The sequence below is a fragment of the Agromyces sp. NPDC060279 genome (assembly GCF_042726785.1).
Taxonomy (GTDB): domain Bacteria; phylum Actinomycetota; class Actinomycetes; order Actinomycetales; family Microbacteriaceae; genus Agromyces.
Window position 1 is genome coordinate 400519 of sequence record NZ_JBHXBK010000001.1, and the last position, 25218, is coordinate 425736.

General features: G+C 72.3%; 26 protein-coding genes and 1 tRNA gene. 7 read left to right on the forward strand and 20 right to left on the reverse strand.

Features of this window, described 5'->3' with window-relative positions; translation table 11 throughout:
- Positions 1-539: 539 nt before the first annotated feature.
- The 5 genes from ACFWE1_RS01855 to ACFWE1_RS01875 form a co-directional block, all read right to left on the reverse strand.
- Positions 540-1745 (reverse strand): tyrosine-type recombinase/integrase, encoded by a 1206-nt coding sequence (locus ACFWE1_RS01855; protein ID WP_376931853.1) that lies wholly within the window; start codon positions 1743-1745, stop codon positions 540-542.
- Positions 1738-1938, reverse strand: coding sequence for a helix-turn-helix domain-containing protein (locus ACFWE1_RS01860; protein WP_376931854.1), 201 nt, complete (start codon positions 1936-1938; stop codon positions 1738-1740). The genes ACFWE1_RS01855 and ACFWE1_RS01860 overlap by 8 nt, the downstream gene beginning before the upstream one ends.
- A 190-nt stretch (positions 1939-2128) precedes the next feature.
- A tRNA-Gln gene (locus ACFWE1_RS01865) sits at positions 2129-2200 on the reverse strand.
- A 113-nt stretch (positions 2201-2313) separates the two neighbouring features.
- Positions 2314-3834: a glutamate--tRNA ligase gene (gene gltX / locus ACFWE1_RS01870; RefSeq protein ID WP_376931855.1), complete on the reverse strand. Its 1521-nt coding sequence runs from the start codon at positions 3832-3834 to the stop codon at positions 2314-2316.
- A complete protein-coding gene (locus tag ACFWE1_RS01875; protein WP_376931856.1) occupies positions 3827-4795 on the reverse strand; it encodes a LysR family transcriptional regulator in 969 nt (322 codons plus the stop codon). The genes gltX and ACFWE1_RS01875 overlap by 8 nt, the downstream gene beginning before the upstream one ends.
- Before the next feature lie 82 nt (positions 4796-4877).
- Here ACFWE1_RS01875 and ACFWE1_RS01880 point away from each other — a divergent pair, with 82 nt between their 5' ends.
- Positions 4878-5930: an aminotransferase class V-fold PLP-dependent enzyme gene (locus ACFWE1_RS01880; protein ID WP_376931857.1), complete on the forward strand. Its 1053-nt coding sequence runs from the start codon at positions 4878-4880 to the stop codon at positions 5928-5930.
- A gap of 20 nt (positions 5931-5950) precedes the next feature.
- Here the strand turns inward: ACFWE1_RS01880 and ACFWE1_RS01885 are convergent, their stop codons facing one another.
- Genes ACFWE1_RS01885 through ACFWE1_RS01900 form a run of 4 tightly spaced genes read right to left on the reverse strand, consistent with a single transcriptional unit; the run spans position 5951 to position 9439 of the window.
- Entirely contained in the window at positions 5951-6727 is a 777-nt protein-coding gene (locus ACFWE1_RS01885) for a fumarylacetoacetate hydrolase family protein (protein ID WP_376931858.1), read from the reverse strand.
- Positions 6728-6736: 9 nt separating this feature from the next.
- Positions 6737-7225 (reverse strand): GNAT family acetyltransferase, encoded by a 489-nt coding sequence (locus ACFWE1_RS01890; protein ID WP_376931859.1) that lies wholly within the window; start codon positions 7223-7225, stop codon positions 6737-6739.
- On the reverse strand, positions 7222-8337 hold the full coding sequence (locus tag ACFWE1_RS01895; RefSeq protein WP_376931860.1) for a branched-chain amino acid aminotransferase: 1116 nt from the start codon (positions 8335-8337) through the stop codon (positions 7222-7224). The genes ACFWE1_RS01890 and ACFWE1_RS01895 overlap by 4 nt, the downstream gene beginning before the upstream one ends.
- Before the next feature lie 28 nt (positions 8338-8365).
- Entirely contained in the window at positions 8366-9439 is a 1074-nt protein-coding gene (locus ACFWE1_RS01900) for a 3-isopropylmalate dehydrogenase (protein WP_376931861.1), read from the reverse strand.
- Between the two features lie 136 nt (positions 9440-9575).
- Here ACFWE1_RS01900 and ACFWE1_RS01905 point away from each other — a divergent pair, with 136 nt between their 5' ends.
- On the forward strand, positions 9576-9836 hold the full coding sequence (locus tag ACFWE1_RS01905; protein ID WP_230763012.1) for a DUF6458 family protein: 261 nt from the start codon (positions 9576-9578) through the stop codon (positions 9834-9836).
- Positions 9837-9923: 87 nt separating this feature from the next.
- On the opposite strand, the gene ACFWE1_RS01910 is transcribed toward ACFWE1_RS01905, so the two are convergent.
- Entirely contained in the window at positions 9924-11543 is a 1620-nt protein-coding gene (locus ACFWE1_RS01910) for an MFS transporter (protein WP_376931862.1), read from the reverse strand.
- 76 nt (positions 11544-11619) lie between these two features.
- Between ACFWE1_RS01910 and ACFWE1_RS01915 the strand changes: the two genes are divergently transcribed.
- Positions 11620-12180: a TetR/AcrR family transcriptional regulator gene (locus ACFWE1_RS01915; protein WP_376931863.1), complete on the forward strand. Its 561-nt coding sequence runs from the start codon at positions 11620-11622 to the stop codon at positions 12178-12180.
- A 166-nt stretch (positions 12181-12346) separates the two neighbouring features.
- On the opposite strand, the gene serA is transcribed toward ACFWE1_RS01915, so the two are convergent.
- The 4 genes from serA to ACFWE1_RS01935 all read right to left on the reverse strand — a co-directional run bounded on the left by serA (position 12347) and on the right by ACFWE1_RS01935 (position 15798).
- Positions 12347-13936, reverse strand: a complete 1590-nt coding sequence (serA, locus tag ACFWE1_RS01920; RefSeq protein WP_376931864.1) for a phosphoglycerate dehydrogenase — start codon at positions 13934-13936, stop codon at positions 12347-12349.
- A gap of 150 nt (positions 13937-14086) precedes the next feature.
- Positions 14087-14509, reverse strand: a complete 423-nt coding sequence (locus ACFWE1_RS01925; protein WP_376931865.1) for a hypothetical protein — start codon at positions 14507-14509, stop codon at positions 14087-14089.
- 1 nt (position 14510) lies between these two features.
- Positions 14511-15014, reverse strand: coding sequence for a DNA polymerase III subunit gamma/tau (locus ACFWE1_RS01930; protein WP_376931866.1), 504 nt, complete (start codon positions 15012-15014; stop codon positions 14511-14513).
- Between the two features lie 10 nt (positions 15015-15024).
- The gene (locus tag ACFWE1_RS01935; protein ID WP_376931867.1) at positions 15025-15798 is read right to left on the reverse strand and encodes a copper homeostasis protein CutC; all 774 of its coding nucleotides are present in this window, start codon (positions 15796-15798) and stop codon (positions 15025-15027) included.
- A gap of 127 nt (positions 15799-15925) precedes the next feature.
- Here ACFWE1_RS01935 and ACFWE1_RS01940 point away from each other — a divergent pair, with 127 nt between their 5' ends.
- Positions 15926-16801, forward strand: a complete 876-nt coding sequence (locus ACFWE1_RS01940; protein WP_376931868.1) for a hypothetical protein — start codon at positions 15926-15928, stop codon at positions 16799-16801.
- Positions 16802-16810: 9 nt separating this feature from the next.
- On the opposite strand, the gene ACFWE1_RS01945 is transcribed toward ACFWE1_RS01940, so the two are convergent.
- Genes ACFWE1_RS01945 through ACFWE1_RS01960 form a run of 4 tightly spaced genes read right to left on the reverse strand, consistent with a single transcriptional unit; the run spans position 16811 to position 20401 of the window.
- Positions 16811-17251 (reverse strand): RbsD/FucU family protein, encoded by a 441-nt coding sequence (locus ACFWE1_RS01945; RefSeq protein WP_376931869.1) that lies wholly within the window; start codon positions 17249-17251, stop codon positions 16811-16813.
- 23 nt (positions 17252-17274) lie between these two features.
- Positions 17275-18138 (reverse strand): amidohydrolase family protein, encoded by an 864-nt coding sequence (locus ACFWE1_RS01950; protein ID WP_376931870.1) that lies wholly within the window; start codon positions 18136-18138, stop codon positions 17275-17277.
- Positions 18135-19103 (reverse strand): aldo/keto reductase, encoded by a 969-nt coding sequence (locus tag ACFWE1_RS01955; protein WP_376931871.1) that lies wholly within the window; start codon positions 19101-19103, stop codon positions 18135-18137. The genes ACFWE1_RS01950 and ACFWE1_RS01955 overlap by 4 nt, the downstream gene beginning before the upstream one ends.
- Positions 19100-20401 (reverse strand): enolase C-terminal domain-like protein, encoded by a 1302-nt coding sequence (locus tag ACFWE1_RS01960; protein WP_376931872.1) that lies wholly within the window; start codon positions 20399-20401, stop codon positions 19100-19102. Before ACFWE1_RS01960 ends, ACFWE1_RS01955 begins: the two co-directional genes overlap by 4 nt.
- Before the next feature lie 132 nt (positions 20402-20533).
- On the opposite strand from ACFWE1_RS01960, the gene ACFWE1_RS01965 reads away from it, so the two are divergent.
- From ACFWE1_RS01965 to ACFWE1_RS01975, 3 genes are read left to right on the forward strand one after another with little or no spacing between them, the layout of a single operon-like run.
- Positions 20534-21388: a fumarylacetoacetate hydrolase family protein gene (locus ACFWE1_RS01965; RefSeq protein WP_376931873.1), complete on the forward strand. Its 855-nt coding sequence runs from the start codon at positions 20534-20536 to the stop codon at positions 21386-21388.
- The gene (locus tag ACFWE1_RS01970) at positions 21385-22170 is read left to right on the forward strand and encodes an SDR family NAD(P)-dependent oxidoreductase (RefSeq protein ID WP_376931874.1); all 786 of its coding nucleotides are present in this window, start codon (positions 21385-21387) and stop codon (positions 22168-22170) included. The genes ACFWE1_RS01965 and ACFWE1_RS01970 overlap by 4 nt, the downstream gene beginning before the upstream one ends.
- 9 nt (positions 22171-22179) lie before the next feature.
- A complete protein-coding gene (locus ACFWE1_RS01975; protein WP_189084697.1) occupies positions 22180-22854 on the forward strand; it encodes a FadR/GntR family transcriptional regulator in 675 nt (224 codons plus the stop codon).
- A gap of 1 nt (position 22855) precedes the next feature.
- Here ACFWE1_RS01975 and ACFWE1_RS01980 read toward each other — a convergent pair whose 3' ends face one another.
- Positions 22856-24208: an alpha-L-fucosidase gene (locus ACFWE1_RS01980; RefSeq protein ID WP_376931875.1), complete on the reverse strand. Its 1353-nt coding sequence runs from the start codon at positions 24206-24208 to the stop codon at positions 22856-22858.
- A gap of 11 nt (positions 24209-24219) precedes the next feature.
- Positions 24220-25191, reverse strand: coding sequence for an ROK family protein (locus ACFWE1_RS01985; RefSeq protein ID WP_376931876.1), 972 nt, complete (start codon positions 25189-25191; stop codon positions 24220-24222).
- Positions 25192-25218: the final 27 nt, after the last annotated feature.

Consider the following 25218-nt stretch of genomic DNA (forward strand, 5'->3'; position numbering starts at 1 on the left):
CCGGCAGCACGGCCGGACAGCGCGAAGCGGTCGTTCATAGCTCCACGAGGTGCGGAGGCGACCGCTTCAGGGTCCGATGCGACGGTCCCGGCAATTTTCCGGGACCATCAGCGAAGGGCGTGCGCGCCGTCCATCACGTTTATCCGCGTCGTCCACGGTGCCGCCAAATTGACGGAACCGTCCGGCCTCCAAAATTCTTGGCTGGCCGACTCCTCGTACGGCGGTGGCAAATTGACACCGCCTGCAATTCCGGAGCTCGGGCTTCGCGGTGGTGCAAGATCTGCACCACGACGGTGGTGTCGATTCGGCACAACCGGAGGCCGTTCACGGGGGTGCCGAATCGACACCCCCATCGCCGAGCGTCGACCCGGCACCGCGGCGCAGCCATCCCCGGCCGACCTACGGCGGTTGGGATTCCGCACCGCCGCCGCACGCTCATGGACTTGGGGTGCAGGTACGTTACCTCTCCTCTCGCACAGGCGCAAGGCTTCGTTGAGAAGGTACGCGGCTCGTCCCGCGAGACCGGCGAGCCGCATGACTCACGTCCCAAGGATCGTGTCGAGGATGTCGGCGGTGACAACATCGACTTGCTCGGCGGTGATGACGTAGCTGGTGCGGGTGACCATCTCGTTCGCGTGCCCGAGCAGCCGTGACGCGATCGTGAGTCCGGCCGCGCGCTCCACGAGTGTCGCGGTGGTGCGCCGGTAGATGTGCGTCGAGTACTCATCGACCTCGACACCGAGGCGCACGAGTTGGTCGCGGTTGTCATCGATGAACGATCGCAGCAGGCGTTCGTAGTTCGAGACACTCATCGGCTTGCCGGTCTTCGTCGGAAACAGCAGTGCCTCAGGTCCTCCCTCTGCGAGCGCGAGTCGGCGTCGCACCGCGTCAGCTGCGAGAGCTGGCAGCGCGACGCGGCGACGCTGTCGGGTGCGTTTGGGTGCGTTCTTGCGCTGGACGCCCTGCACCTTGTTCTGGATCACGGTGCCGTCGATCAGGATCGTCGGTGGTGCAGTGGTCATGTCCACGTCGCAACGGCGTAGCCCGATACACTCCCCCACGCGGGCGGAGGTGCCGAGCATGATGTCCATGCCGTCCACGAGCGCCCGCCAGTTCGGGCGCGGCCCCATGCCCTCCGTCTCCCGCCACCGGGTCATGAGGTAGCGGATCGCCTCGATCTGCTGCGGAGTGAGCATCGAGGTCTTCTTCTCCGGCGTCGGCAGTCGGGTGACGTCGCGCACCGGGTTCGTCGGGATCGCGTCGTCGCGCACGGCGAACCCGCAGATGAGCGAGAGCACCGAACGGGCCTTCCGCGCTGCGGACACTCCCCGGTCGGCAAGGAGGTTCTGGATGATCCGATCGCAGCGGCCGACCGTGAGCGCCTCCAGCGTGACGCCGCCACAGACGGGGACGAGCGTGAGACGGACGGTAGTCTCGTAGTTCTCATACGTCGACCACGACAGCGTGCCGTTCTCGGCGCGCACCTTCACCGTCGGCAGCCACGCCTCCGCCGCCTCCGCGATGGTCGATCCGGCAGTGACGATGGCCTTCGTGTGCGTGGTCAACGTCTTCGCGCGCGAAAGCAGTTCCTCGCGGGCGTCAGCCTCGGTAGTGCCTTCGGCACGGAGCTGCACCAGTTCGCCGGAGTCGTCGCGCATCCGGGCGCGTGCCCGCCATTTGCCGCTCGCGAGCTGCGTCACCTGCACCTGGCCGACCTCGCCCGCGGCGATCTTCGGCCTAGCCATGACGCTGCTCCCGCGCCCAGGCGAGCACGTCGTCGCGGTCGTACTTGACGTGCCGGCCGAGCTTCAGCCACGGCGGCCCGGATTTCGTGAGCCGCCAGCCTTCGAGCGTGCGTTCGGGCACACCGAGCAGCACGGCGACCTCGGCCTGGGTCAAAAAGGCGGGCTCGATCTCGGTGCGTGTGTGAGCTTCCATGCCAGATAGGTGCGGAGCGCGTACCCGCGCGAACGAGCGGGGTCGAGTGCGCACCTCATCAGCAGAGACGGCTACAAACCGCGCTTCGCGAGGGTTTTTGGTCACCAATCTGGTCACCAGACGCCAGATCGGGCCACTCGACGAAGGGAGGAGGAAGCTGGACTTCCTAGGGAACTCTAGCGATTCGTTGCTGGGGTACCTGGACTCGAACCAAGAACAACTGAACCAGAATCAGCCGTGTTGCCAATTACACCATACCCCAATGGCCCGAAACCGGAGTACCGGGCCGAGAGTCAACTGTAGCCTACGCCGCGGCCCCGGCCAAACTGAGCGGGGCTCAGCGGGCCGGGGCCGCGCGACAGGAAACAGGACCGATTACGCCCCGGCGATCTCCCCCGCGAGGCGGTCGATCCGCGCGAGCGAATCGATCTTGCCGAGGATCTGCATCGACTCGAAGAGGGGCGGCGACACCCGGCGTCCGGAGACGGCGACGCGCACCGGACCGAAGGCCACGCGGGGCTTCAGGCCGAGCCCGTCGATGAGGGCGCCGCGCAGGGCCTCCTCGATCTCGGTGTGCGTCCACGACTCCGCGGGCAGCGCGTCGAGCGCGGCACGCGCCGCGGTGAGCACCTCGGCGGCGTTCGCGGGCAAGCCCGACACGGCGTCGGCGTCGTACGCGAGCGCCGAGGCATCCGTGAACAGGAACGACACGAGCCCGGGCACCTCGCCGAGCACGGTGATGCGCTCCTGCACGAGCGGGGCGACCTCGACGAGCACGACCTCCTGCGCGGGCGTGATCGGCGTCTCGACAACGCCGGCGGCCTGCAGGTAGGGCACGGTGCGCGCGGTGAAGTCGGCGAGCTCCAGCAGGCGGATGTGGTCGCCGTTGATCGCGTCGGCCTTCTTCTGGTCGAAGCGCGCGGGGTTCGGGTTCACGTCGGCGACGTCGAACCTCTCGACGAGCTCGTCGCGGCTGAACACGTCGCGGTCGGCCGAGAAGCCCCAGCCGAGGAGCGCGAGGTAGTTCACGAGCCCCTCAGGGATGAAGCCGCGGTCGCGGTGGTGGAACAGGTTCGACTCGGGGTCGCGCTTGGAGAGCTTCTTGTTGCCCTCCCCCATCACGTACGGCAGGTGCCCGAAGCGCGGGATGAAGCTCGCCACGCCCACGTCGATGAGGGCGCGGTACAGCGCGATCTGGCGCGGCGTCGAGCTCAGCAGGTCCTCGCCGCGCAGCACGTGCGTGATGCCCATGAGCGCGTCGTCGACGGGGTTCACGAGCGTGTACAGCGGCGCGCCGTTCGGGCGCACGACGACGAAGTCGGTGGTCGACCCCACCGGGAAGTCGATGCGGCCGCGGACGAGGTCGTCGAAGCCGAGGTCGACCTCGGGCACGCGCAGGCGCAGCGCGGGCTCGCGGCCCTCGGCGCGGAACGCGGCCTTCTGCTCCTCCGTCAGCTCACGGTCGTAGTTGTCGTAGCCGAGCTGCTTGGGGCGGCCGGCGGCCTCGTTGCGGGCGTCGATCTCCTCCGCCGTCGAGAACGACTCGTAGAGGTGCCCGGAGGCCTTCAGCTTCTCGATGACCTCGGCGTAGATGTCGCCGCGCTGGGACTGCCGGTACGGCTCGTGCGGACCGCCGACGCCGATGCCCTCGTCCCAGTTCAGGCCGAGCCATCCGAGCGCTTCGAGGATCTGCTGGTAGCTCTCCTCGCTGTCGCGCGCGGCGTCGGTGTCCTCGATGCGGAAGACGAAGGTGCCGCCGGTGTGCCGTGCGTACGCCCAGTTGAACAGGGCGGTGCGCACGAGCCCGACGTGCGGGGTGCCGGTGGGTGAGGGGCAGAAGCGGACGCGGATGTCGCTTCCGCTCGCCGTGGTCGTGGGGTGGGCCGTGTCAGACATCACCGTCAATCGTAGTGGCGGCGCCCTCCCGCAGCACGGCGAGCGCCGCGAGGGCCGCGGCGATCGCGGGCACCCGCTCCGCACCGCGCGCGGTGACGAGGTGCAGCGAGCGCTCGTCGCCGTGATCGGTGGGCCGGGTGACGACGGCCGGATGCCCCGGCGCGGCCGCGAGCGCGAGCGCCGGCAGCAGCGCCACCCCGAGCCCCTGCGCGACCATGCCCTCGACGGCGACGAAGTTGTCGGTCTCGAACGCGATGCGCGGCGAGAAGCCCGCCTCGGCGCAGAGTTCGAGCAGGTGCCCGCGGCAGCGCGGGCAGCCGGCGATCCACGGCTCGTCGCCGAGTTCGGCGAGCGAGACGACGTCGGATCCGGCCGCGGGGTGGTCGCCGGGCAGCACGAGGCGCATCGGCTCATGCGTGTACGAGCGCACCTCGAGTCCGCGGGCGCTCTCGCGGTGCGGATCGTTGCGGTCGCCCGGGTAGCTGAAGGTGATCGCGAGGTCGGCGCGGTCCTCGCGCACGGCGGCGACCGCCTCGGGCGGCTCCGCCTCGACGTAAGTGACCTCGACACCGGGATGGCTCGCCGTGAGCGCCGCGATGAGCCGAGGCACGAGGCTCGGCGAGGCCGAGGGGAACGCGACGAGCCGCACCCGTCCCGCCCGCAGCCCCCGCAGGGCGGCGAGCTCCCCCGCCGCGGCCTCCAGGCTCGTGGCGACGGCGTGCGCGTGCCGGGCGAGCGCACGCCCGGCTTCGGTGAGGCGGATGCCTCGGCCCACCCGCTCCACGAGCGCGACCCCGGTGCGCTGCTCGAAGCGGCGCAGCTGCTGGCTCACGGCGGGCTGGCTGTAGCCGAGGGCCGCGGCGGCGGCCGTGAGCGTGCGGTGCTCGGCGATGGCGCGCACGACCCGCACGGTCTGCAGCTCGATCGCGTCGGCGAGGGCTTCGGTGGAGGCATCCGACATGCTCGAATCATAAGCGGGCGGCATGTGATTGATCGAATACCTGCTCTTGTCGAATGAATCGACCGCGGCGGAGACTCGAAGCATGCATCCGGTCCGTTCAGCATTCCAGGCGGGGCGCGGCTACCTCGCTGCCTGCACCCTCGGCCTGCCGGCCGCCGCGACCCGCGACGCCGTGCGCGCCGACCTCGAGCGCTGGAGCGCCGGCCGGGCCACCGCACCCGACTACTCCGCCGCCCTCGAACGCGCCCGCGGGCATGCCGCGACGCTCCTCGGCACCGCCGCTGAGCGCATCGCCACCGGATCCCAGGTCTCCGTCTTCACCGGCATCGCCGCGGCCTCCGCCCCGGCGGGCGCCGAAGTGCTCTGCGTCGACGGCGACTTCTCCTCCGTCGTCGCGCCGTTCCTCGCACGCGGCGATCTCCGCGTGCGGCATGTGCCGCTCGACGCCCTTGCCGACGCGATCAGCGAGCGCACCTGGCTCGTCTCCTGCTCGCTCGTGCAGTCCGCGACGGGCGAAGTGGCGCGGATGGCGGAGATCTCCGCCGCCGCCCGCGCGAACGGCGCGCTGCTGCTCGTCGACACGACGCAGGCGACCGGCTGGATGCCGACGACCGGCATCGACGCCGACCTCGTCGTGTGCCACGCGTACAAGTGGCTCGGCGCCCCACGCGGGGCCGCGTTCGCCGCGTTCTCCGACCGGGCGATCGCCGAGTTCGCCTCGCACACGACTGCGGGCTGGTACTCGGGCGGCGACCCGTGGGCCTCCTGCTACGGCCCGGAGCTCTACCTCGCCGAGGGCGCGCGCCGTTTCGAGGTCTCCCCCGCCTGGAACGCCTGGGCCGGCGCCGAGGCCGCCCTCGGTTTCGCCGCCTCGCTCGACCTCGCCGGCGTGCGCGACTACGACCTCTCGCTCGCGAACGCGTTCCGCGCGGCGATCGGCCTCGAGGCATCCGACAGCGCGATCGTGAGCTGGCCCGACGAGACCGGCTGCGACCTCGCCGCGCTCACCGCCGCCGGGATCGTCGCCTCCGGGCGCGCCGGACGCGCCCGCGTCGCGTTCCACCTCTGGAACGACGAGGAGGATGTCGAGCTCGCCGCCCGCGCCCTCCGCGGCGCCGCCGTCGCCTCGCGGTAGCAGCCGCGCGGCGCGTACGCCTACTGCGCGGCCGCGCGCACCGGGTTCTGCAGCGTTCCGATGCCCGACACGGTCACCTCGACCGAGTCACCGTCGACGAGCGGGCCGACGCCCGCGGGCGTGCCCGTGAGGATCACGTCGCCCGGCAGCAGCGTGAACACGCTCGAGGCGTACGCGACGATCGCGGGCACCGAGTGCACGAGGTCGGCGAGCCGGCCCTGCTGGCGCACCTCCTCGCCCACGCGGGTCTCGATCGTGCCGTTCGCGAAGTCGACGTCGGTCTCGATGACCGGGCCGAGCGGGCAGAAGGTGTCGAAGCCCTTCGCCCGGGTCCACTGCCCGTCGCGCCGCTGGAGATCACGTGCGGTGACGTCGTTCGCGACCGTGTAGCCGAAGATCACGTCCTCGGCGTCCTCCTCGCGCACGTTGCGGGCGATGCGGCCGATGACGACGGCGAGCTCGCCCTCGTGCTCGACCTGCTCGCTCTGCGGCGGCAGCACGATCGCGTCGCCCGGGCCGATGACCGAGGTGTTCGGCTTCAGGAACAGCAGCGGCTCGGCCGGCGCCTCCCCGCCCATCTCGGCGGCGTGCTCGTGGTAGTTCTTGCCGACGGCGACGACCTTCGAGCGCGGGATCACCGGTGCGAGCAGCTTCACGGCGGAGAGCGGCACGCGCTCCCCCGTCGGGTCGAAGCCCGCGAACAGCGGGTCGGCCTTCAGCACGACGAGCTCGTGCTCGTCCTCGTCGACGATGCCGTAGGAGATGGTGTCGTCATGGCTGAACCGCGCGATCTTCATGCGCCAAGCCTAGCCGCGGCTCGTCGAGGCGTCCGGCCCGTCCGGGATGAGCCGTTTGCCGAGGCTCACCGCGTCGTCGAGCCGGTAGCCGAGCCGCTCGTAGAACGCGATCACCTCGGTGTTCGAGGTGCGCACCTGCAGGTTCAGCTTCGGGCAGCCGCGCTCGAGCAGCAGCCGCTCGACCTCCGCCATGAGCGCGCGCCCGAGACCGGTGCCCCGCTCGGGATCGGCGACCGCGAGGTAGTTCACCCAGCCGCGGTGCCCGTCGTAGCCGGCCATCGCGGAGCCGACGACGGCAGCTGAAGAGGTCGCCTCCGCGACGAGGAGCAGCTCGGGCTGCACCGTCAGCTTGCGCTCGATGTCGAGGTACGGGTCGTTCCAGGGCTTCACGAGCCCCGCCGCGCGCCAGAGCGCCACGACCGCATCCGTGTCCGAGACGGCGAACGGCCGGATCTGAAAGGACCCGGCCGTCGCGCGCTCCCTGGGAGCCGTCGTCATGCGTCGAGCCGGACCATCCAGCCGTGGCGGTCCTCGACTCGGCCGTACTGGATGCCGGTGAGCTCGTCGCGCAGCGACAGGGCGAGCTCGGCGGCGGCGTCGCCCTCGTGCACGATCTCGAAGTCCTCGGCGAGCAGGCGCCCGATCGGCACGACCACCGCGGCGGTGCCGCAGGCGAACGCGCCGACGATCTCGCCGGATGCCGCACCCTCGCGCCACTCGTCGATCGACACCTTGCGGTGCTCGACCGTGAGGCCGCGGTCGCGGGCGAGCTCGAGGATCGAGTCGCGGGTGATGCCCTCGAGGATCGAGTCCGACTCGGGCGTGATGAGGCGGCCGTCCTTTGTGACGAGCACGACGTTCATGCCGCCGAGCTCCTCGAGGTTGCGGTCGTCGTCGAGGAACAGCACCTGCTGGCAGCCGCGCTCGGCGGCCTCGGCCTGCGGCAGCAGGCTCGACGCGTAGTTGCCGCCCGTCTTCGCCGCGCCCGTGCCGCCCTTGCCGGCGCGCGCGTACTCGGTCGAGAGCCAGATGTTCACGGGCTTCACCCCGCCCGGGAAGTACGCGGCGGCCGGACTCGCGATGAGGTAGTACGCGACCTTCTTCGCCGGGCGCACCCCGAGGAACGCCTCCTTCGCGAACATGAAGGGGCGCAGGTACAGGCTCGTCTCGGCGGCGCTCGGCACCCAGGCGCCGTCGACGGCGATGAGCTGGCGGAGCGAGTCGAGGAAGATCGACTCGGGCAGCTCCGGCAGCGCCATCCGCTTGGCCGAGCGCTGCAGGCGCGCGGCGTTCGCCTGCGGGCGGAACGTCCAGATCGAGCCGTCGGCGTGGCGGTAGGCCTTGAGTCCCTCGAAGATCTCCTGCGCGTAGTGCAGCACGGCGGCGGCCGGGTCGAGCTGGATCGGGCCGTACGGCGAGACGCGCGGGCGGTGCCAGCCACCCTTCTCGCTCCAGCAGACGTCGACCATGTGGTCGGTGAAGTGCTGGCCGAAGCCCGGTTCGGCGAGGATCGCCTCGCGCTCGGCGTCGGACTTCGCGTCGGGGTTGCGCACCGTCTGCCAGATGAGACCGGCGGCGGTGGGGGCCTGAAGGGGAAGGTCGATGGTCATGGTCGTCTTCTTTCGGATGCTTCGGATGCTACGAGTGCGCGGGCTGCAGCGCCTGGATGCGTGCCGCGATCTGGTCGCCGATCTCGGAGGTCGATCGGGGCCGGTCGCCGCGCTCGGCGACGTCGGCGGCGATCGCCCGCTCCACCCGCTCGGCCGCTTCGGCCTCGCCGAGATGGCGGAGGAGGAGCGCGACGGAGCCGATGGCGGCGGTCGGGTCGGCGATGCCCTTCCCGGCGATGTCCGGCGCGGAACCGTGCACCGGCTCGAACATGCTCGGGAACGTGCCGTCGGGGTTGATGTTGCCCGAGGCCGCGAGTCCGATGCCGCCGCTGATTGCGCCGGCCAGATCGGTGAGGATGTCGCCGAAGAGGTTGTCCGTGACGATGACGTCGAATCTACCAGGATCCGTGACGAGGAAGATCGTCGCGGCGTCGACGTGCAGATAGTCGACCGTCACCTCGGGGAACTCCTCGGCGACGCGGTCGACGGTGCGCTTCCACAGCGAGCCGGCGAACACGAGCACGTTCGTCTTGTGCACGAGGGTGAGCTTCTGCCGCGGCCGGCTCGCCGCGAGCCCGAAGGCGTAGCGCACGACCCGCTCGACGCCGTAGGCCGTGTTCACCGAGACCTCGTTGGCCACCTCGGCCGGCGTACCGGTGCGGATGGCGCCGCCGTTGCCGACGTACGGGCCCTCGGTACCCTCGCGAACGACGACGAAGTCGACGTCGCCAGGCTCGGCGAGGGGGCTCCGGACGCCCTCGTACAGCACCGAGGGGCGCAGGTTCACGTAGTGGTCGAGGTCGAAGCGGAGCTTCAGCAGCAGGCCGCGCTCGATGTTCGCGCCGACGAGGCGCGGGTCGCCCGGCACGCCGCCGACCGCGCCGAGCAGGATGGCGTCGTGGGACTTGATGGCCGCGAGGTCGTCGTCGGTGAGCACGTCGCCGGTCTCGAGATAGCGGGCGGCACCGAGCTGGAACTCGGTGCGGTCGAACTCGATCCCACGGTCGGCCGTCGCCGCGTCGAGCGCCTTCAGCGCCTCCGCCACGACCTCGGGACCGATGCCGTCACCGGGGATGACCGCGAGTTTGACCGTCGTTACCATGAATTCTCCTTCGAGCGCCAGCCCCTCCAGCGTAGTGTCCCGCGTGCCGCCCTGCGCGCTACGCTCGGCCCCGAACGAGGCATCCGCCTCATCGAACCGGGGCACGATCTGCCCCGGGAAGTGAAAGGGGTCCGTCATGAGTATCGGATTCGGCATCCTGCTGTTCGTCATCGGGGCCATCCTCGCGTTCGCGCTGAACCTCACGGTCGACTGGATCGACCTGCAGCTCGTCGGCTACATCCTGATGGGCGCCGGCGTCGTCATCGTGATCATCGGCATCGTGCTGCTCGCACGCAGGCGCCGCTCGGTCGCGACCTCGCAGACGAGCATCGACCCGGCAACCGGCGACCGCGTCACGCGCACCGAGCGCAGCGCGCCCGACGACGAGGTCTACTGAGCCGCGGTCCGCGCACCGAACGCCGCGGAACGAGGAACGGTCGCCGCCCACTCGGGCGGCGGCCGTTCGCCTGTCCGGATGCCGGGATCAGTGTTCGGCGGGCTCGCGCGACGGGTCCGGATTGCGGAGCGTGAGCGCCGCGATCGTCGCCGCCACGAGCATCAGGCCGAAGCCGATCAGCGAGGTGACGAGCACGCCGCCGTCGAAGGCCACCGCTGCCGCGTCCATGAGCTGCTGCGCCTGGCTCGCCGGCAGCTCCGCCGCGACGGCCGCCGCGCCGGCGAGCGTCTCGCGGGCGGCATCCGCCTGCTCGGCCGTCAGCGAGGACGGCACGAGCATCGAGCTCGCGTAGTGCGCGGCGATGATGCTGCCGAGCACCGCGGTGCCGAGCACCGCGCCGAGCTCGTACGCCGTCTCGGACACCGCCGAGGCGGCACCGGCCTTCGCCGGCGGCGCGCTCGTCAGGATGAGCTCGTTCGACACCGTCTCGGCCATGCCGATACCGATGCCGAGCATCACGAAGGCGATGATGACCGCCGACATCGAGCCCTCGGAGGCGCCGAAGGCGACCACGAGGTACCCGCCGGCCGACAGGGTGAGTGCGGCGGGCACGAGCACCCGGGCGCGGACGCGGCGTGAGATCGGCACGACCACGAGGCCGGCGATGATCATCACGACGAGTCCGGGCAGGAGCGCGAGGCCGGCGTTCACGGGCGACAGGCCCGCGATGATCTGCAGGTGCTGCGACACGAAGTAGAGGAAGCCGACGAGCGAGACGACGCTCAGCAGGTTCACGAGCACCGCGCCGCCGAACGGGCCGGTGGTGAACAGCCGCACGTCGAGCATCGGCGTCTCGCTCGCGAGCTGCCGGCGCACGAACACGTACCCGGCCACGAGACCGACGACGATCGCCACGATCGAGACGAGATCGACCCCCTCGGTCGCGATGTGCTTGATGCCGTAGACGATGGGGGCCATCGTCGCGAGCGAGAGCAGGATGCTCCACACGTCGATGCGGCCCGGCGCCGGGTCGCGGCTCTCGGTGATCAGGATGGGCACGAGCACGACGAGCGGCACGAGCACCGGCACCGCGAGCAGGAACACCGAACCCCAGGGGAAGTGCTCGAGCAGCACGCCGCCGACGAGCGGGCCGAGGGCGCTGCCGGCCGCGAAGCCGGAGGCCCAGACCGCGATCGCGAGCCGGCGCTGCTCACGGTCGGTGAACAGCGAGCGCAGCAGCGAGAGCGTCGAGGGCATCAGCATCGCGCCGAAGAAGCCGAGGGCGGCGCGGGCCGCGATGAGCGCGGCGGCCGTCGGGGCGAAGGCGGCGAGCACCGACACGAGGGCGAAGCCGATCGAGCCGATGAGCAGCATGCGGCGGCGGCCCCAGCGGTCGCCGGCGCTGCCCATGGCGACGAGGAGCGCCGCGAGCACGAGCGGGTAGGCGTCGATGATCCAGAGCTGTTCGGCCGCGGTCGGCGCGAGGTCGCGGGAGATCTCGGGCAGCGCGAAGCTCAGCACCGTGTTGTCCACGGAGACGAGCAGGGTGGGCAGCATCAGCACCGCCAGCGCGAACCAGGCGCGGCGGGGCGCGCGGCCCGTGCTCGCGGGATCGCCGACGCCGCTCGGCCGGGCGGCCGGTCGGGGCGTCGGATCCGTCGAGTGGCCGAGGCGTTCGGTCGACGACGTGCTGGTGTTCTCGTTCATTTCCATCTCAGTTTCTGTACCGTCCGGCTGGTATAGTAACAGAGGTGAGCGTCATTTCGCACCTAGGATTGGGCCGATGAGCCGACCCCCAGCCGCCCGAGAGGCGGTGCTCGACGCCTTCGAGCACCTCATCGCGAGCGAGGGCGAACGCGCCGCCACGATCGAGGCGACCGCGCGCGAGGCCGGCGTCTCCAAGGGCGGCCTGCTCTACCACTTCGGCACCCGGCAGGCCCTCATCGAAGGGCTCATCGAGCGACTCCATCGCCTCATCGAGGAGGACATCGCGCGCATCGACACGGCGCCCGACGGGCCGATCTCGTACTTCGTGCGCTCCTCCGTGCAGATCGAGACCCCGCTCGACCGCAGCTTCATCGCCGTCGTCCGGCTCGCCCAGGGCGGCGACCGCGAGGCGGGGCGCGCGATCGACGAGGTGCGCCAGCGCTGGCTCGACGCGCTCGGCCGGTACGTCGACGACCCCTCGCTCGCCATCGCGATCACGCTCATCGGCGACGGGCTGTACTACCACGCGGCCACGCGCGCCGAGGCGGTCGACCGCCCGGTGTCGACGGGCGACTTCACGCCCAAGCAGATGGACGAACTCGTCGCCCTGCTCGAGCGGCTCGCCGCGCGCGACTGACCCGCTGCTCCCCCGGGCCGCGCACGCCGCTGCCGCCGCACACCGGCCCGCGCCATCCGCCCCTCACCGACTTGCCCGACTTTCATGAAAGTCGGGCAAGTCAGGTGAAGGTGCTTGCCCGACTTTCATGAAAGTCGGGCAAGTCGAGAGAGCGAGGCGGGGTCGCCTACTCGGTGATGTCGATCTCGACGAAGACCTGCGCGTCGATGGCCTCGCGGACGCGGTCGAGCACCTCGCTCGGCACCGGCGAGTCCACCGTCAGCACGCTGAGCGCGGTGCCGCCGGCCTCACGACGGGCGATCTGCATGCCCGCGATGTTGATGCCCGCCTCGCCGAACTCCTGGCCGTAGATCGCCACGATGCCGGGGCGGTCGGCGTAGGTCATGACGATGTGGTGCTTCGCGATCGGCACCTCGAGGTCGTAGCCGTCGATGCCGACGAGCTTCTCGGACTGCTTCGGACCCGTGAGCGTGCCCGCGACCGACACCTGGGTGCCGTCGGCGAGCGCGCCGCGCAGCGTGATGACGTTGCGGTACTCGGGGCTGTCCGACTCGGTGATGAGGCGCACCTGCACCCCGCGCTGCTCCGCGAGGAGCGGCGCGTTCACGTAGGAGACGCTCTCCGAGACGACGTTCGTGAACACGCCCTTCAGCGCCGCGAGCTTCAGCACGCTGACGTCGTAGTCGACGAGCTCGCCGCGCACCTCGACGTCGAGGCTCGTGAGCGCGCCGTGCGCGAGGCCCGCGAACAGCTGGCCGAGCTTCTCGACGAGCGGGATGCCGGGACGCACGTACGGGTCGATGACGCCGCCGGCGACGTTGACCGCGTCGGGCACGAGCTCGCCGGCGAGGGCGAGCCGCACCGACTTGGCGACCGAGATGCCCGCCTTCTCCTGGGCGTCGTCGGTCGAGGCGCCCAGGTGCGGGGTGACGATGAGGTTCGGCAGGCCGAGCAGCGGCGACTCCTTCGGCGGCTCCTGCACGAAGACGTCGAGCGCGGCACCGGCGATCTCGCCCGAGACGAGTGCGTCGTGCAGCGCCGCCTCGTCGATGAGGCCGCCGCGCGCGACGTTCACGACGTACGCGGTCTTCTTCATCTTCTGCAGCTGCTCGGCGCCGATCATGCCGAGCGTCTCGGGGGTGCGCGGCATGTGGATCGTCACGAAGTCGCTGCGCTCGAGCAGTTCGTCGAGCGACACGGTCTGCACGCCGAGCTGCTGCGCCCGGGCGGCCGTGATGTACGGGTCGTAGGCGATGACCTCCATGCCGAAGGCCTGCAGTCGGGCGGTGATGAGGGCGCCGATGCGGCCGAGGCCGATGATGCCGACCGTCTTCTCGTAGAGCTCGGTGCCCGTGTAGGCCGAGCGCTTCCACTCCCCCGCCGAGAGCGAGACGTGGCCGGCGGGGATGTGCCGGGCGAGGCTCAGGATGTGCCCGATGGTGAGCTCGGCCGCCGAGATGATGTTCGAGGTCGGCGCGTTGACGACCATGACGCCCGCGGCGGTCGCCGCCTTGACGTCGACGTTGTCGAGGCCGACGCCGGCGCGGGCGACGACCTTCAGCTTCTTCGCCGCGGCGATGGCCTCGGCGTCGACCTGGGTGGCCGAGCGGATGAGGATCGCCTCGGCGTCGGCGAGCGCGGACAGCAGCGCCGCCCGGTCGGTGCCGTCGACGTTGCGGACGTCGAAGTCGGGCCCGAGGGCGTCGACGGTGGCGGGCGAGAGTTCTTCGGCGATCAGCACGACCGGCTTTGACACGAACGGTTCCTTCGGGGCATGCGCGCAGCGAAGCGCGGGTTGCGGTGGGGGTGCATGCGCCACACGCCGTGGGGGCGCCTTGCGCCAATGCTACTGGAGTGTGACGAAGCGTCTCGTTCTGTGACGCCGAGCCGGGGTCGGCGGCCGGCCTCAGCCCAGGTCGAGGCCGTTGAGCCCGAACAGCACGGCGACGTCGGCGCTCAGCACCTGCACGAGCGCGTAGCCGACGACGAACAGGGCGAGTTGGCCGAGGGGGCCGCGTCGCCGGCCGAGCCAGAAGGCGACCGCATAGACCAGGAACGGCAGCACCACGCCGACGATCAGCACGACGACGCCGTAGGCGGTGAGCCCGACGCCAAGGCTGTCGGCGTAGAGGTTCAGGCCGACGAGGTTGCCGACCGCCTCCCACACGTCGTACGCGTAGAAGACGCCGGTGACGGCGGCGATGACGACGGCGAGCCAGAGCGGGGTGGCCGGCCGGGCGGATGCCTCGGCGGCATCGACCGCCGCGGCGTCGGTGCGAGGCTCGGTGGAGGTCTCCGGCTGCTCGGCGGGAGCGGATGCGTCGGTCATGTCAGCCTCGCAGCAGGAACGGGATCGGGACGAACAGGATGGCCCCGGCGACGAGCCAGAGCAGCCGGGCACGATGCCGCTCGGCGCAGAGCCACAGCGTGACGCCGAACCAGAGCGCCGGCGCGAGCACCGCGAACCAGCGGCCGAGGCCGTACATGAAGGTCGCCACCGGGTCGGCGAGCTCGGGGGCCGGAGTCGTGGCGACGATCAACCAGCCCACGGCGTAGAGCAGGTACACGCCGCCGAGGATGCCGAGCACGACGAGCTCGACCGAGCCGGTCTGCCCGGTGCGGTCCGCCTGGTCGGGCGTCTCGTCGGATGCCTGGTCGACGGCGGTCGCGGCATCGCCCGCGGCTGCGTCCGGCGCGACGGTCGAGGGGGCGTCCGATACGCGCTCGCCACTCGCCGGCGTCGGCGTGCCGACGCGCTTCCAGCCAGGGGCGAGCGTCGCGTCGTCGTCACCCGCCCAGCTGAGGGCCTCGTCGTCGGAATCGGGGTGGGCCATGCCTCCCAGCCTAGTCGCGGGGCACGCCGCGCCCGCGTGCCCGGCCGGCCGCCTCCACCGCGGCGCCGACGAGCGCCGCATCGGTCTCGTCGAAGCCGTCGACCCCACCCCCGGGACCGCTCGCCCCGCCGCGGAGGGCGCGGCCTCGGGCCGAGAGGTGCACGGCGTCCACCCCGGCCGCGGCGAGCGCCGGAATGTCGTCGATCCGCACGCCGCCCCCCGCCATGATCTCGAGCCGCCCCTCGGCGGCCTGGACCATCCGCTCGAGCATCGGGAGCCCGGCGCGGCAGTCGGCGCCACCCCCGGAGCTGAGCACGCGGCGCACGCCGAGCTCCGCGAGCGCGGCGACGGCGGCGAGCTGGTCGGCGGCGGCGTCCACGGCGCGGTGGACGGTGACGTCGGCGTCGCCCGCGGCATCCCGGAACTCGGCGATCGCGTCGAGATCGAGCCCACCCGCCTCGTCGAGGGCGCCGACGACCACGCCGTCGGCGCCGAGCCGCACGGCGAGGCGGATGTCGCGCACGATCTCGCGGCGCTCCTCGGCGTCGTAGACGAAGCCGCCGCCGCGCGGGCGGATGAGCGCGTGCGTGAAGCCGGAGACGCCGCGATCGGCGGCGAGCTCGGCGCTCGCCTCGATGAGTCCGGCCGACGGGGTCAGGCCGCCGAGGCCGAGGGCGAGGCACAGCTCGACGCGGGCGGCGCCGCCGTCGAGGGCGATCCTGGCGCCGGCGGCGTCCTGCACGGCGATCTCGACGGGAAGCGGGCGACGGGGCTCCTGGCTCATCGGGCCAGGGTACCGGGCGGCCGGGACGCCCATTCGATGAGCATTGCGGCGCGTGCCGCGGGGCTACGCACACGGCCCGTTCGTCCAATAGGCTCATCGCGACATCCGAGCGCCTGGAGGGAATCGCGTGGCTGAGCAGCGGAAGAAGAAGGTCGTCCGCGTCGAGACGGCGGCGTCGAAGGGCGCCTCCGGACGCACGAGCGCCGCGGGCGGTTCCGGCGACGCCGCCGAGCCCGCGCCCGGCTGGACGCCGACGCCCGAGGCGAAGCAGCAGGCCACCCGCTTCCGCATCATCGCGGGCGTGCTGTGGCTGCTCGCGATCGCGGGCGAGGCCGTCGCGATCTTCTGGGTGCTCCGGCAGAGCCCGGTCAACCTCTGGCTGCTCATCGGGCTGACCGTCGTCATCGGTGCGCTCGCCATCACCGGTTCGGTGCTGTGGAAGAAGGCGAACCGCCTGGACCCGGCTTCGAAGCAGGACACCGTGCGCTTCTTCGTGCAGAACCAGCTCGGCGCGATCATCGCGGTCATCGCCTTCCTGCCGCTCATCGTGCTGATCTTCACGAACAAGGACCTGGACGGCAAGCAGAAGGCGATCGCGGGCATCATCGCGATCGTCATCGGCGGCGGTGCCGTCGCGCTCGGCGTCGACTACAACCCCCCGTCGGTCGAGCAGTACACCGAGGAGTCGAACCTCGTCGCCCAGCTGACGGGCGAGGACCTCGTCTACTGGACCAAGTCGGGCTCGGTGTTCCACGTCTGCGCCGACGTGCCCGACGTGAACAAGGAGTCGAAAGACAACCAGATCTACGAGGGCACGGTCGCCGAGGCCCACGCCGCGGGCAAGGACCGGCTCACCAAGCGCTGGGAGAGCGAGGCCGTGAACTACTGCGGGTACACCGAGGCCGAGGTCGAGGCCGTCAAGGCCGGCACGGATGCCCCGGCGAGCGACGCCCCGGCCGAGACGCCCGCCGAGGAGGAGCCGGCCGAGACCCCGGCGAACTAGCGAGCTCGCCTACTCGGCGGGCGCGATCGGCCCCGCGGCGCGCACCACACCCTTGCGCAGGATGAGGTTGCCGTACGCGCGCAGCTCGCCGCTGCGCACGACGAGGCGTGCCCGCGCGGCGCGCTCGTAGAACGCGAAGCGCTCGAGCGAGTCGACCCGGCCCGGCGCCGCCGCGGCGGCCGTCACGAGCTCGCGCTGCACCGCCGGGGGCTCCGGGTCCTCGGAGGTCATCAGCAGCACGGCCGGCCCTTCGTAGGCATCGACCGGCAGCACCGTGCGGATCGCCGCGACGAGCGCGGGCGACGCGATGCCGGCCGCCTCGACGACCGGTGCACCGGCGGAGTAGGCGGGGAAGTTCGCGTCGGCGACGACGAGCTCGTCACCGTGGCCGAGCCGGTCGAGGGCGGCGAGCAGTTCGCCGGTGAGCAGCGGGTGGATGCCGTGCAGCATGGGGATCCTCTCGTGGGTCGCGATCAGCTCGCGGTGCGCAGGGACGGGACGTCGCGCAGGCCGTACACCCGGGCGGCCGTGCCGCCGAGGACGGCGGCCGCCTCGTCGGGGCTCAGCCGGTCGACGGCTGCGCGCATCGCGGCGAAGGTGGGAGCATAGCCGCCGTGCGGCACCGACATCGGCCAGTCGCCGCCGTACATGACGCGGTCGGCGCCGAAGAGCTCGAGCGCGAGCTCCAGCAGCCCCGAGGCGAGCGCCACGTCGAGCACCGTGCCAGGCAGGTGCAGGCCGGAGAACTTCGCGACGGTGTTCGGCAGCGCGGCGGCCTCCGCGAGGGCGGTGCGCCAGGCGTCGAGGCCGTCCCGCCCGAGCGGCGGCTTGGCGAGGTGGTCGACGACGACGGTGAGCTCGGGGGTCGCGCGAGCGGCGGCGGTCGCCGGGCCGAGGTGTCGCGGCCACGCGTCGGGCACATCGAGCACGAGCCCACGACGGGCGAGCTCCGTCAGGGAGGCGCGCACTCCGGGCAGCGCGAAGAACTCGTCGCGCGGGTCGTCGTGCACGAGGTGGCGGATGCCGCGCAGCCGGGTCTCCCCCGCGAGCTCCCCGTCGAGTGCGGTCCGCGCGGCGAGCTCGTCGTCGAGCGGCACCCAGCCGACGACCCCGGCGATCCACGGGTGGGCGTCGGCGGTGCGGAGCATCCACCGCGTCTCGGCGAGCGAGTCCGCCGCCTGCACGAGCACTGCCGCGTCGACGCCCGCCCCGCGCAGCTCCGCCGCAGCCTCCTCGGCGCCGAAGCTGCGGTGCAGCGGGCCGAGGGACGGCGTGAGCCACGGGATCTCGACGGCGTCGAGGTCCCAGAGGTGCAGGTGGGCGTCGATGACGGTCACGGGATGAGTCCGGCCTCCCGCAGCTCGGCCCAGAACGCTGCCGGCACGGGCGTGTCGAATCGAGCGAGGTTCTTCTGCACCTCGGCGGCGCGCGCGGAGCCGACGACGACGGCTTGCACCGCCGGATGCTGCAGCGGGTAGTGCAGCGCCGCGACCGGAAGCCGCACGCCCGCGGCCCGGCACGCCGCGGCGAGCCGCTGGGCGCGCTCCAGGATCTCCGCGGACGGCGGCGCGTAGTTGTAGTGCGCGGCGGCCGAGGGTTCGTCGGTGGCGAGGAGCCCTGAGTTGTAGGCCGCGGCGGCGACCACCGCGACCCCCCGCTCCGCGCAGGCCGGCAGCAGCTCGGCGAGCGCGGGCTGCTCGAGCAGCGTGTAGCGGCCGGCGATCATGACGACGTCGAGCTCGCCCTCGCGCACGGCGCGGGTCGCGGCCGCCGCGTCGTTCGTGCCGATGCCGATCGCTTCCACCAGCCCCTCGTCGCGGAGTCGCTGCAGCGCGGGCAGCCCCTCCGCGAGGCCGCGGTCGAGGTCGTAGGCGTCGGGGTCGTGCAGGTACGCGAGGTCGATGCGGTCGACGCCGAGCCGCTCGAGCGAGTCCTCGATGCTGCGCCGCACCCCCGCCTCGCTGGGGTCGAAGCGGCGCACCGTGCGGTCGGGCACGGCGAACTCGTTGGCCCGGTCGTCGCCGCCGGCGAAGTCGGGATTCGGCTCGAGCACGCGACCGACCTTCGTGGAGAGCACGTAGTCGGCGCGAGGCATCCGCCCGAGGAAGGCGCCGAGGCGCCGTTCCGAGAGGCCCAAGCCGTAGTGCGGGGCGGTGTCGAAGTATCGGATGCCCCCGGCCCACGCCGCTTCGAGCGCGGCCTCGGCCGCCTCATCGCTGACCTCGCGGTAGAGGTTGCCGATCGAGGCTGAGCCGTAGCCGAGCCGGCCCATGCGGGCGGCGAGGGCGGGGGCGAGGCTCATGCGGTGGCCTCGGCGTGCGCGCCGCGCCAGGTGTGCGTCTCGATCGAGGCGGCGAGCATCTCGGTGCCCGCACCGGCTGCCGTGGGCGCGCGGTAGCGCCCCCGTTCGATGACGACGGGGGTGACGAAGTGCTCGTGGAGGTGGTCGACGTACTCGATCATGCGCCCCTCCATCGTGCCCGACACCGCGACGAAGTCGAACATCGACAGATGCTGCACGGCCTCGCAGAGCCCGACGCCGCCGGCGTGCGGGCAGACCGGCACGCCGAACTTCGCGGCGAGCAGCAGATTGGCGAGGTTCTCGTTCACTCCGCCGACGCGGGCGGCGTCGATCTGCATGACGTCCATGCCGTGGGCCTGCAGCAGCTGCTTGAACACGATGCGGTTCTGCACGTGCTCGCCGGTCGCGACGCGCACGGGCGCGATGCCCTCGGCGATCGCGGCGTGGCCGAGCACGTCGTCGGGGCTCGTCGGCTCCTCGACCCAGGCGAGGTCGTACTCGGCGAGGGCGCGCACCCAGGCGATGGCGTCGGCGACGTCCCAGCGCTGGTTCGCGTCGATCGCGATCGGGTAGCCCGGGCCGACCGTGCGGCGGGCGATCGCGAGGCGGCGGCGGTCGTCGTCGAGATCCGCGCCGACCTTGAGCTTGATCTGCGGGAAGCCGTCGGCGACGGCCTCGCGGCAGAGTCGTTCGAGCTTCTCGTCGGAGTAGCCGAGCCAGCCGGGGCTCGTCGTGTACGCCGGGTAGCCGAGCTCGAGCAGCGTCGCGATGCGCTCCTCCCGGCCGGGCTCCGCCGCGCGGAGGATCGCGAGCGCCTCGGCGGGGGTGAGCGCGTCGCTGAGGTAGCGGAAGTCCACGAGGGAGACGAGCTCCTCCGGCGAGAGCCTCGCGAGGTGCAGCCAGAGCGGCTCGCCGGCGCGCTTGGCCCGCAGGTCCCAGAGGGCGTTGACGACGGCGCCGATGGCCATGTGCATCACGCCCTTCTCGGGCCCGAGCCAGCGCAGCTGCGAGTCGGTCATGAGCAGGCGCGAGGCGGCGCCCATGTCGCCGAGCAGCTCCTCGACGTCGCGGCCGACGAGGTGCTCGCGGAGCGTGTCGATCGCCGCCACCTGCACGTCGTTGCCGCGGCCGATGGTGAACACGAAGGCGTGCCCCTCGAGCCCGTCGGCGGCGTCGGTGCGGATCGCGAGGTACGCGGCCGAGTAGTCGGGATCGGGGTTCATGGCGTCGGACCCGTCGAGCGTGCGAGAGGTCGGGAAGCGGATGTCGCGGGTGACGACGTCGGCGATCGTGGTCATGGCGTCCTTTCTGGCGATCTGAGCATAGACATCCGATGTTTAGCGCGTCAAGCGAGCCAGATTGTGCGAGAATGCCGGAATCGCCCCGATTCTCACGGGCGAGAGAGCTGACCTTCCGTCGAAAGGATCCCGATGAGATTCGCCCGCCTCGGAGCCCCAGGAGCCGAGATCCCCGTCGTCGTCGACGGAGCGCGCCACCTCGACCTGCGCCCGCTGACCGCCGAGCTCGACGGGGCCTTCCTCGCCGCGGACGGCGTGGAGCGCGCGCGGGCGGCCGTGGCCGCGGGCGAGCTCCCCGAGCTCGCCGACGCCGCCGCCCTCCGCGTCGGCGCGCCGATCGCCCGCCCGTCGGCGGTCTACTGCGTCGGCATGAACTACGCGGCGCACGCGGCCGAATCCGGTTCGCTGCCGCCCGAGCACCTCGTGCTCTTCATGAAGGCGCCGAACACCGTCGTCGGCCCGGACGACGAGGTCGAGATCCCGCGCGGCAGCACGAAGACCGACTGGGAGGTCGAACTCGGCATCGTGATCGGCCGACGCGCCTCGTACCTCGGCTCCCCCGCCGACGCCCGGGCGCACATCGCGGGCTTCGTGCTCGCCAACGACCTGTCCGAGCGCGACTGGCAGCTCGCCGTCTCCGGCGGCCAGTGGTCGAAGGGTAAGAGCGGCCCCGGCTTCTGCCCCACCGGCCCATGGCTCGTGACGGACGACGAGATCGACGCGGACGACGTGCGCCTGCGCAGCTGGGTGAACGGCGAACCGCGACAGGACTCGCGCACCGCCGACCTCATCTTCGGCATCGACCGGATCGTGCACGAGCTCAGCCAGTTCCTCGTGCTCGAGCCCGGCGACCTCATCCTCACCGGCACGCCGGAGGGTGTCGCGCTCTCCGGCCGCTTCCCCTACCTCGGCGCCGGCGACGTCGTCGAGCTCGAGATCGACGGCCTCGGCCGTCAGCGCCAGCACTACGTGGAGGCCGCACGATGACTCCTGCACCCGTTGTCTCATCGGCCGCTCCGCTCGAGGGGCTCGTCGCCGTCGTCACCGGCGGCGCCAGCGGCATCGGCGCCGCCATCGCCGAACGCCTGCGCGCCGACGGCGCCAAGGTCGCCGTCTTCGACCTGCGCCCCGAAGGCGCCGAGCACGCCGACCTCGCGGTCGCCGTCGACGTCGCCGACGACGCGAGCGTGCGCGCGGGCGTCGCGCAGGTCGCCGAGCACTTCGGCCGGCTCGACCTGCTCGTGAACAACGCCGGTATCGGCGCCCAGGGCGACGTGGCGGCCAACGAGGATGCCGAGTGGCACCGCGTGCTCGACATCAACGTCGTCGGCATCGCCCGGACGAGCCGTGCCGCGCTCCCGCACCTGCGCCGCTCCCCCGCTGCGGCGATCGTGAACACCTCGTCCATCGCCGCGACCGCCGGGCTTCCGCAGCGCGCCCTCTACAGCGCGAGCAAGGGTGCCGTGCTCTCGCTCACCCTGGCGATGGCCGCCGACCACCTGCGCGAGGGTATCCGCGTGAACGCCGTCAATCCCGGCACCGCCGACACCCCGTGGGTCGGCCGCCTGCTCGACTCGGCCGACGACCCCGCCGCGGAGCGCGCCGCACTCGAGGCCCGCCAGCCGCACGGCCGGCTCGTCTCCGCGGCCGAGGTCGCCGACGCAGTGGCGTACCTGCTGAGCCCGCGAGCGGGCTCCACGACCGGCGTCTCGCTCGCCGTCGACGGCGGCATGCAGGCCCTGCGGCTCCGACCGGCCGGCGCGCGCTAACATCGCCCCATGGCCGTCACCGATGAAGCGATCCTCCGTATCAAGGAGATGATCACCGGGGGCCAGCTGGCCCCCGGTGACCGCCTCCCGCCCGAGAAGGAGCTCAGCGAACAACTCGGCCTCTCCCGCTCCTCGCTGCGCGAGGCGGTCAAGGCGCTCGAGGTCATCCGGGTGCTCGACGTGCGGCGCGGCGACGGCACCTACGTCACGAGCCTCGAGCCCTCGCTGCTGCTCGAGGCGATGTCCTTCGTCGTCGACCTGCACGACGACCAGTCGGTGCTCGAGATCCTCGCGGTGCGCCGCATCCTCGAACCGGCCGCCTCGGCGCTCGCCGCCCGCAACGCCGATGCCGACGCCATCCAGCTGCTGCGCGAGGCCGTCGACGCCGTCGACCGGCAGGCGAACGTCGAGCAGCTCGTCGAGCACGATCTCCACTTCCACTCCGGCATCGCCCAGGCGGGCGGCAACGGCTACCTCGCCAGCCTCATCGACTCGCTCTCGAGTCACACCATCCGCGCGCGGATCTGGCGCGGCATCACGCAGGAGAACGCAGTCGACCGCACGCTGCACGAGCATCACGCGATCCTCGAGGCGATCGAGGCCGGCGACGCGGAGCTGGCCCAAGCGCTGACGACGGTGCACGTCTCCGGCGTCGAGCAGTGGCTGCGCTCCGCGGCGCTCTGATTCAGGCCGGCACCGCGAGCACCGCGATCGGCGCAGCGCGCAGCGCCTCGGGCACGGCGACCCACGTGCGGCCGTCGCGCACGGCCGAGTCCACGGCGCCGCCGTCGCCCAGCCAGTGCGCCGCGGCGGCCGCGGTCTCCAGCTCGGCGGGCAGGGCGAACTCGCCCGCCGCCGGGTCGAGCGCGTGCACGAAGGCGCCGCTCGGGCCGCTCGTGTAGCGCAGCGGCGCCCCGTGCTCCGAGGCCGTGCGCAGCCACGGCCGGGTGCCGTAGACGCCCTCGCCGTTCCGCCGCAGCCACGCGCCCATCTCGGCCATCGCCGCGGCCTGCAGCTCCGGGATGGAGCCGTCGGCGCGCGGGCCCACGTTGATCAGCAGATTGCCGTTCTTCGCGACGACGTCGACGAGCAGCCGCACGAGCGCCTCGCCGGAGAGCGAGTGCTCCGGACCCTCGGCCTGGTTGTAGCCGAAGGAGAAGCCGAGCCCGCGGGTGGACTCCCACGGCGTCGGCAGGGCGTGCTCGACGTGCGTGTACTCGCGGGTGAGGAAGCCGTGGTACGGCACGCCCCAGCGGTCGTTGACGACGCCGTCGGGCACCCGGGCGAAGTAGCGCGCGAGCAGCGCGGCGACGCCGTACTCCTCGCGACCTTTGCCACCGTCCGGCCACTCGATGTCGTTCCAGAGCACGTCGGGGCCGAAGCGCTCGACGAGCTCCTCGAGCTGGGCCGCGGCGTAGCGCGCGAAGCGCTCGTCGTTCCGGCGGTACCGGAAGAGGTCGGTGTCGGACTCGATCGGCGGGAAGTCGCTCACGTGCCAGTCGAGCGCGCCCGAGAAGTACACGCCGAAGCGGGCGCCGGCGGCGCGCGTGGCGTCGTGGAACTCGGCGATGAGGTCGCGCTTGGGCCCGCGACGGGCGGAGTTGAACGGCGTCGTCGCCGTGTCCCAGAGGCAGAAGCCCTCGTGGTGCTTCGTGGTCGGCACGACGTAGCGGGCGCCGGCGTCGACGAGGGAGCCGACGAAGGCGTTCGGGTCGAAGGCGCTCGCGTCCCAGAGGTCGGCGAGGTCCTCGTAGCTCGTGCCGGTGCCGTAGACGTCCTGGTGGCGCTGCCAGGTGGGGCTGCCGGCGATGCGCACCGTGTTGCCGTACCACTCCGCGTACTGGTGGTGCGCGTACGCGTCCTCGGTCGGCACGCCGCCCGGGCCGTGGGTGGTGCCCCAGGCGGGCACCGAGTAGAGGCCCCAGTGCACGAAGAAGCCGAGCTTGGCGTCGCGGTACCACTCGGGCACCGTGTTGGCGGGGTAGCTGGGCGCGAGGGCCCCGAAGTCGGGGCCGGTGCGGGTCTCGAAGTTCAGCATGGTCGGTCCTCTCAGTGGGCGACGAGGGCGGTCGGGGCGGAGGCACCGGCGGGGATCGCGTGCGGCGCGTCGGAGTAGGCGAGCGCGGCGGCGCCGAGCACGACGCCGTCGGCGCCGAGTTCGGCCGGGCGCACTTCGAGCGGGAAGCCCGAGACCGGCGGATTGCCGTCGATCCCGGCGCGGACGGCGGGCTCGAGCACGTCCCAGGCGGCACGCACCCCGCCGCCGACGACGACGAAGGACAGGTCGAACATGCTGGCGGCCGAGGAGGCGGCGAGGCCGACCGCGCGCCCGGCGGCCTCGAAGACGGCGAGGGCCTCGGGCTCGCCCGCACGCGCGCGATCCGCGATCTCGCTGCCGCGGACGGTCGGCGCCCCGGCACCGGTGCGCTCCGCGTAGCGCGCCTCGATCGAGCGGCCGGAGGCGAGGGTCTCGAGGTGCCCGACCCGGCCGCAGGTGCAGACGAGCTCGCCGTAGCCCGGCGTGTGCCCGATCTCACCGGCTGCGCCGCGATGCCCGGCGAACAGCCGGCCGTCGAGCGCGATCGCACCGCCGACCCCGGTGCCGAGCATGATGCCGAGCACGTCGGCCTGGCCGTGGGCCGCGCCCCAGCGCAGCTCCCCCACGAGGAAGGCGTTCACGTCGTTGTCGACTGCGACGGGGACGCCGAGCCGCTCGGCGAGGGCGGCGCCGAGCGGGAAGCCGGCCCAGTCGGCGAACGTCGCGGAGGCGGCGACGACGGTCCCGGTGCGCTGGTCGATGACGCCCGCGGCGCCGACCCCGGCGAGCCCGACGGAGACGCCGGCCTCGGCCTCGAGGCGGCGCACGAGGGCGGCCGCGGCATCCGCCATCGCCGGCCCGCCCGCCCTGGCGGGCGCCGGGACGTGGTCGAACGCGAGGCGACGGCCACCATCGTCGGTGAGGACCGCGGAGATCTTGGTGCCGCCGATGTCGATGCCGGCGGCGAGTGGAGTGCGAGGCATGGGGTGTCCCGTCTTCGTCTGGGGATC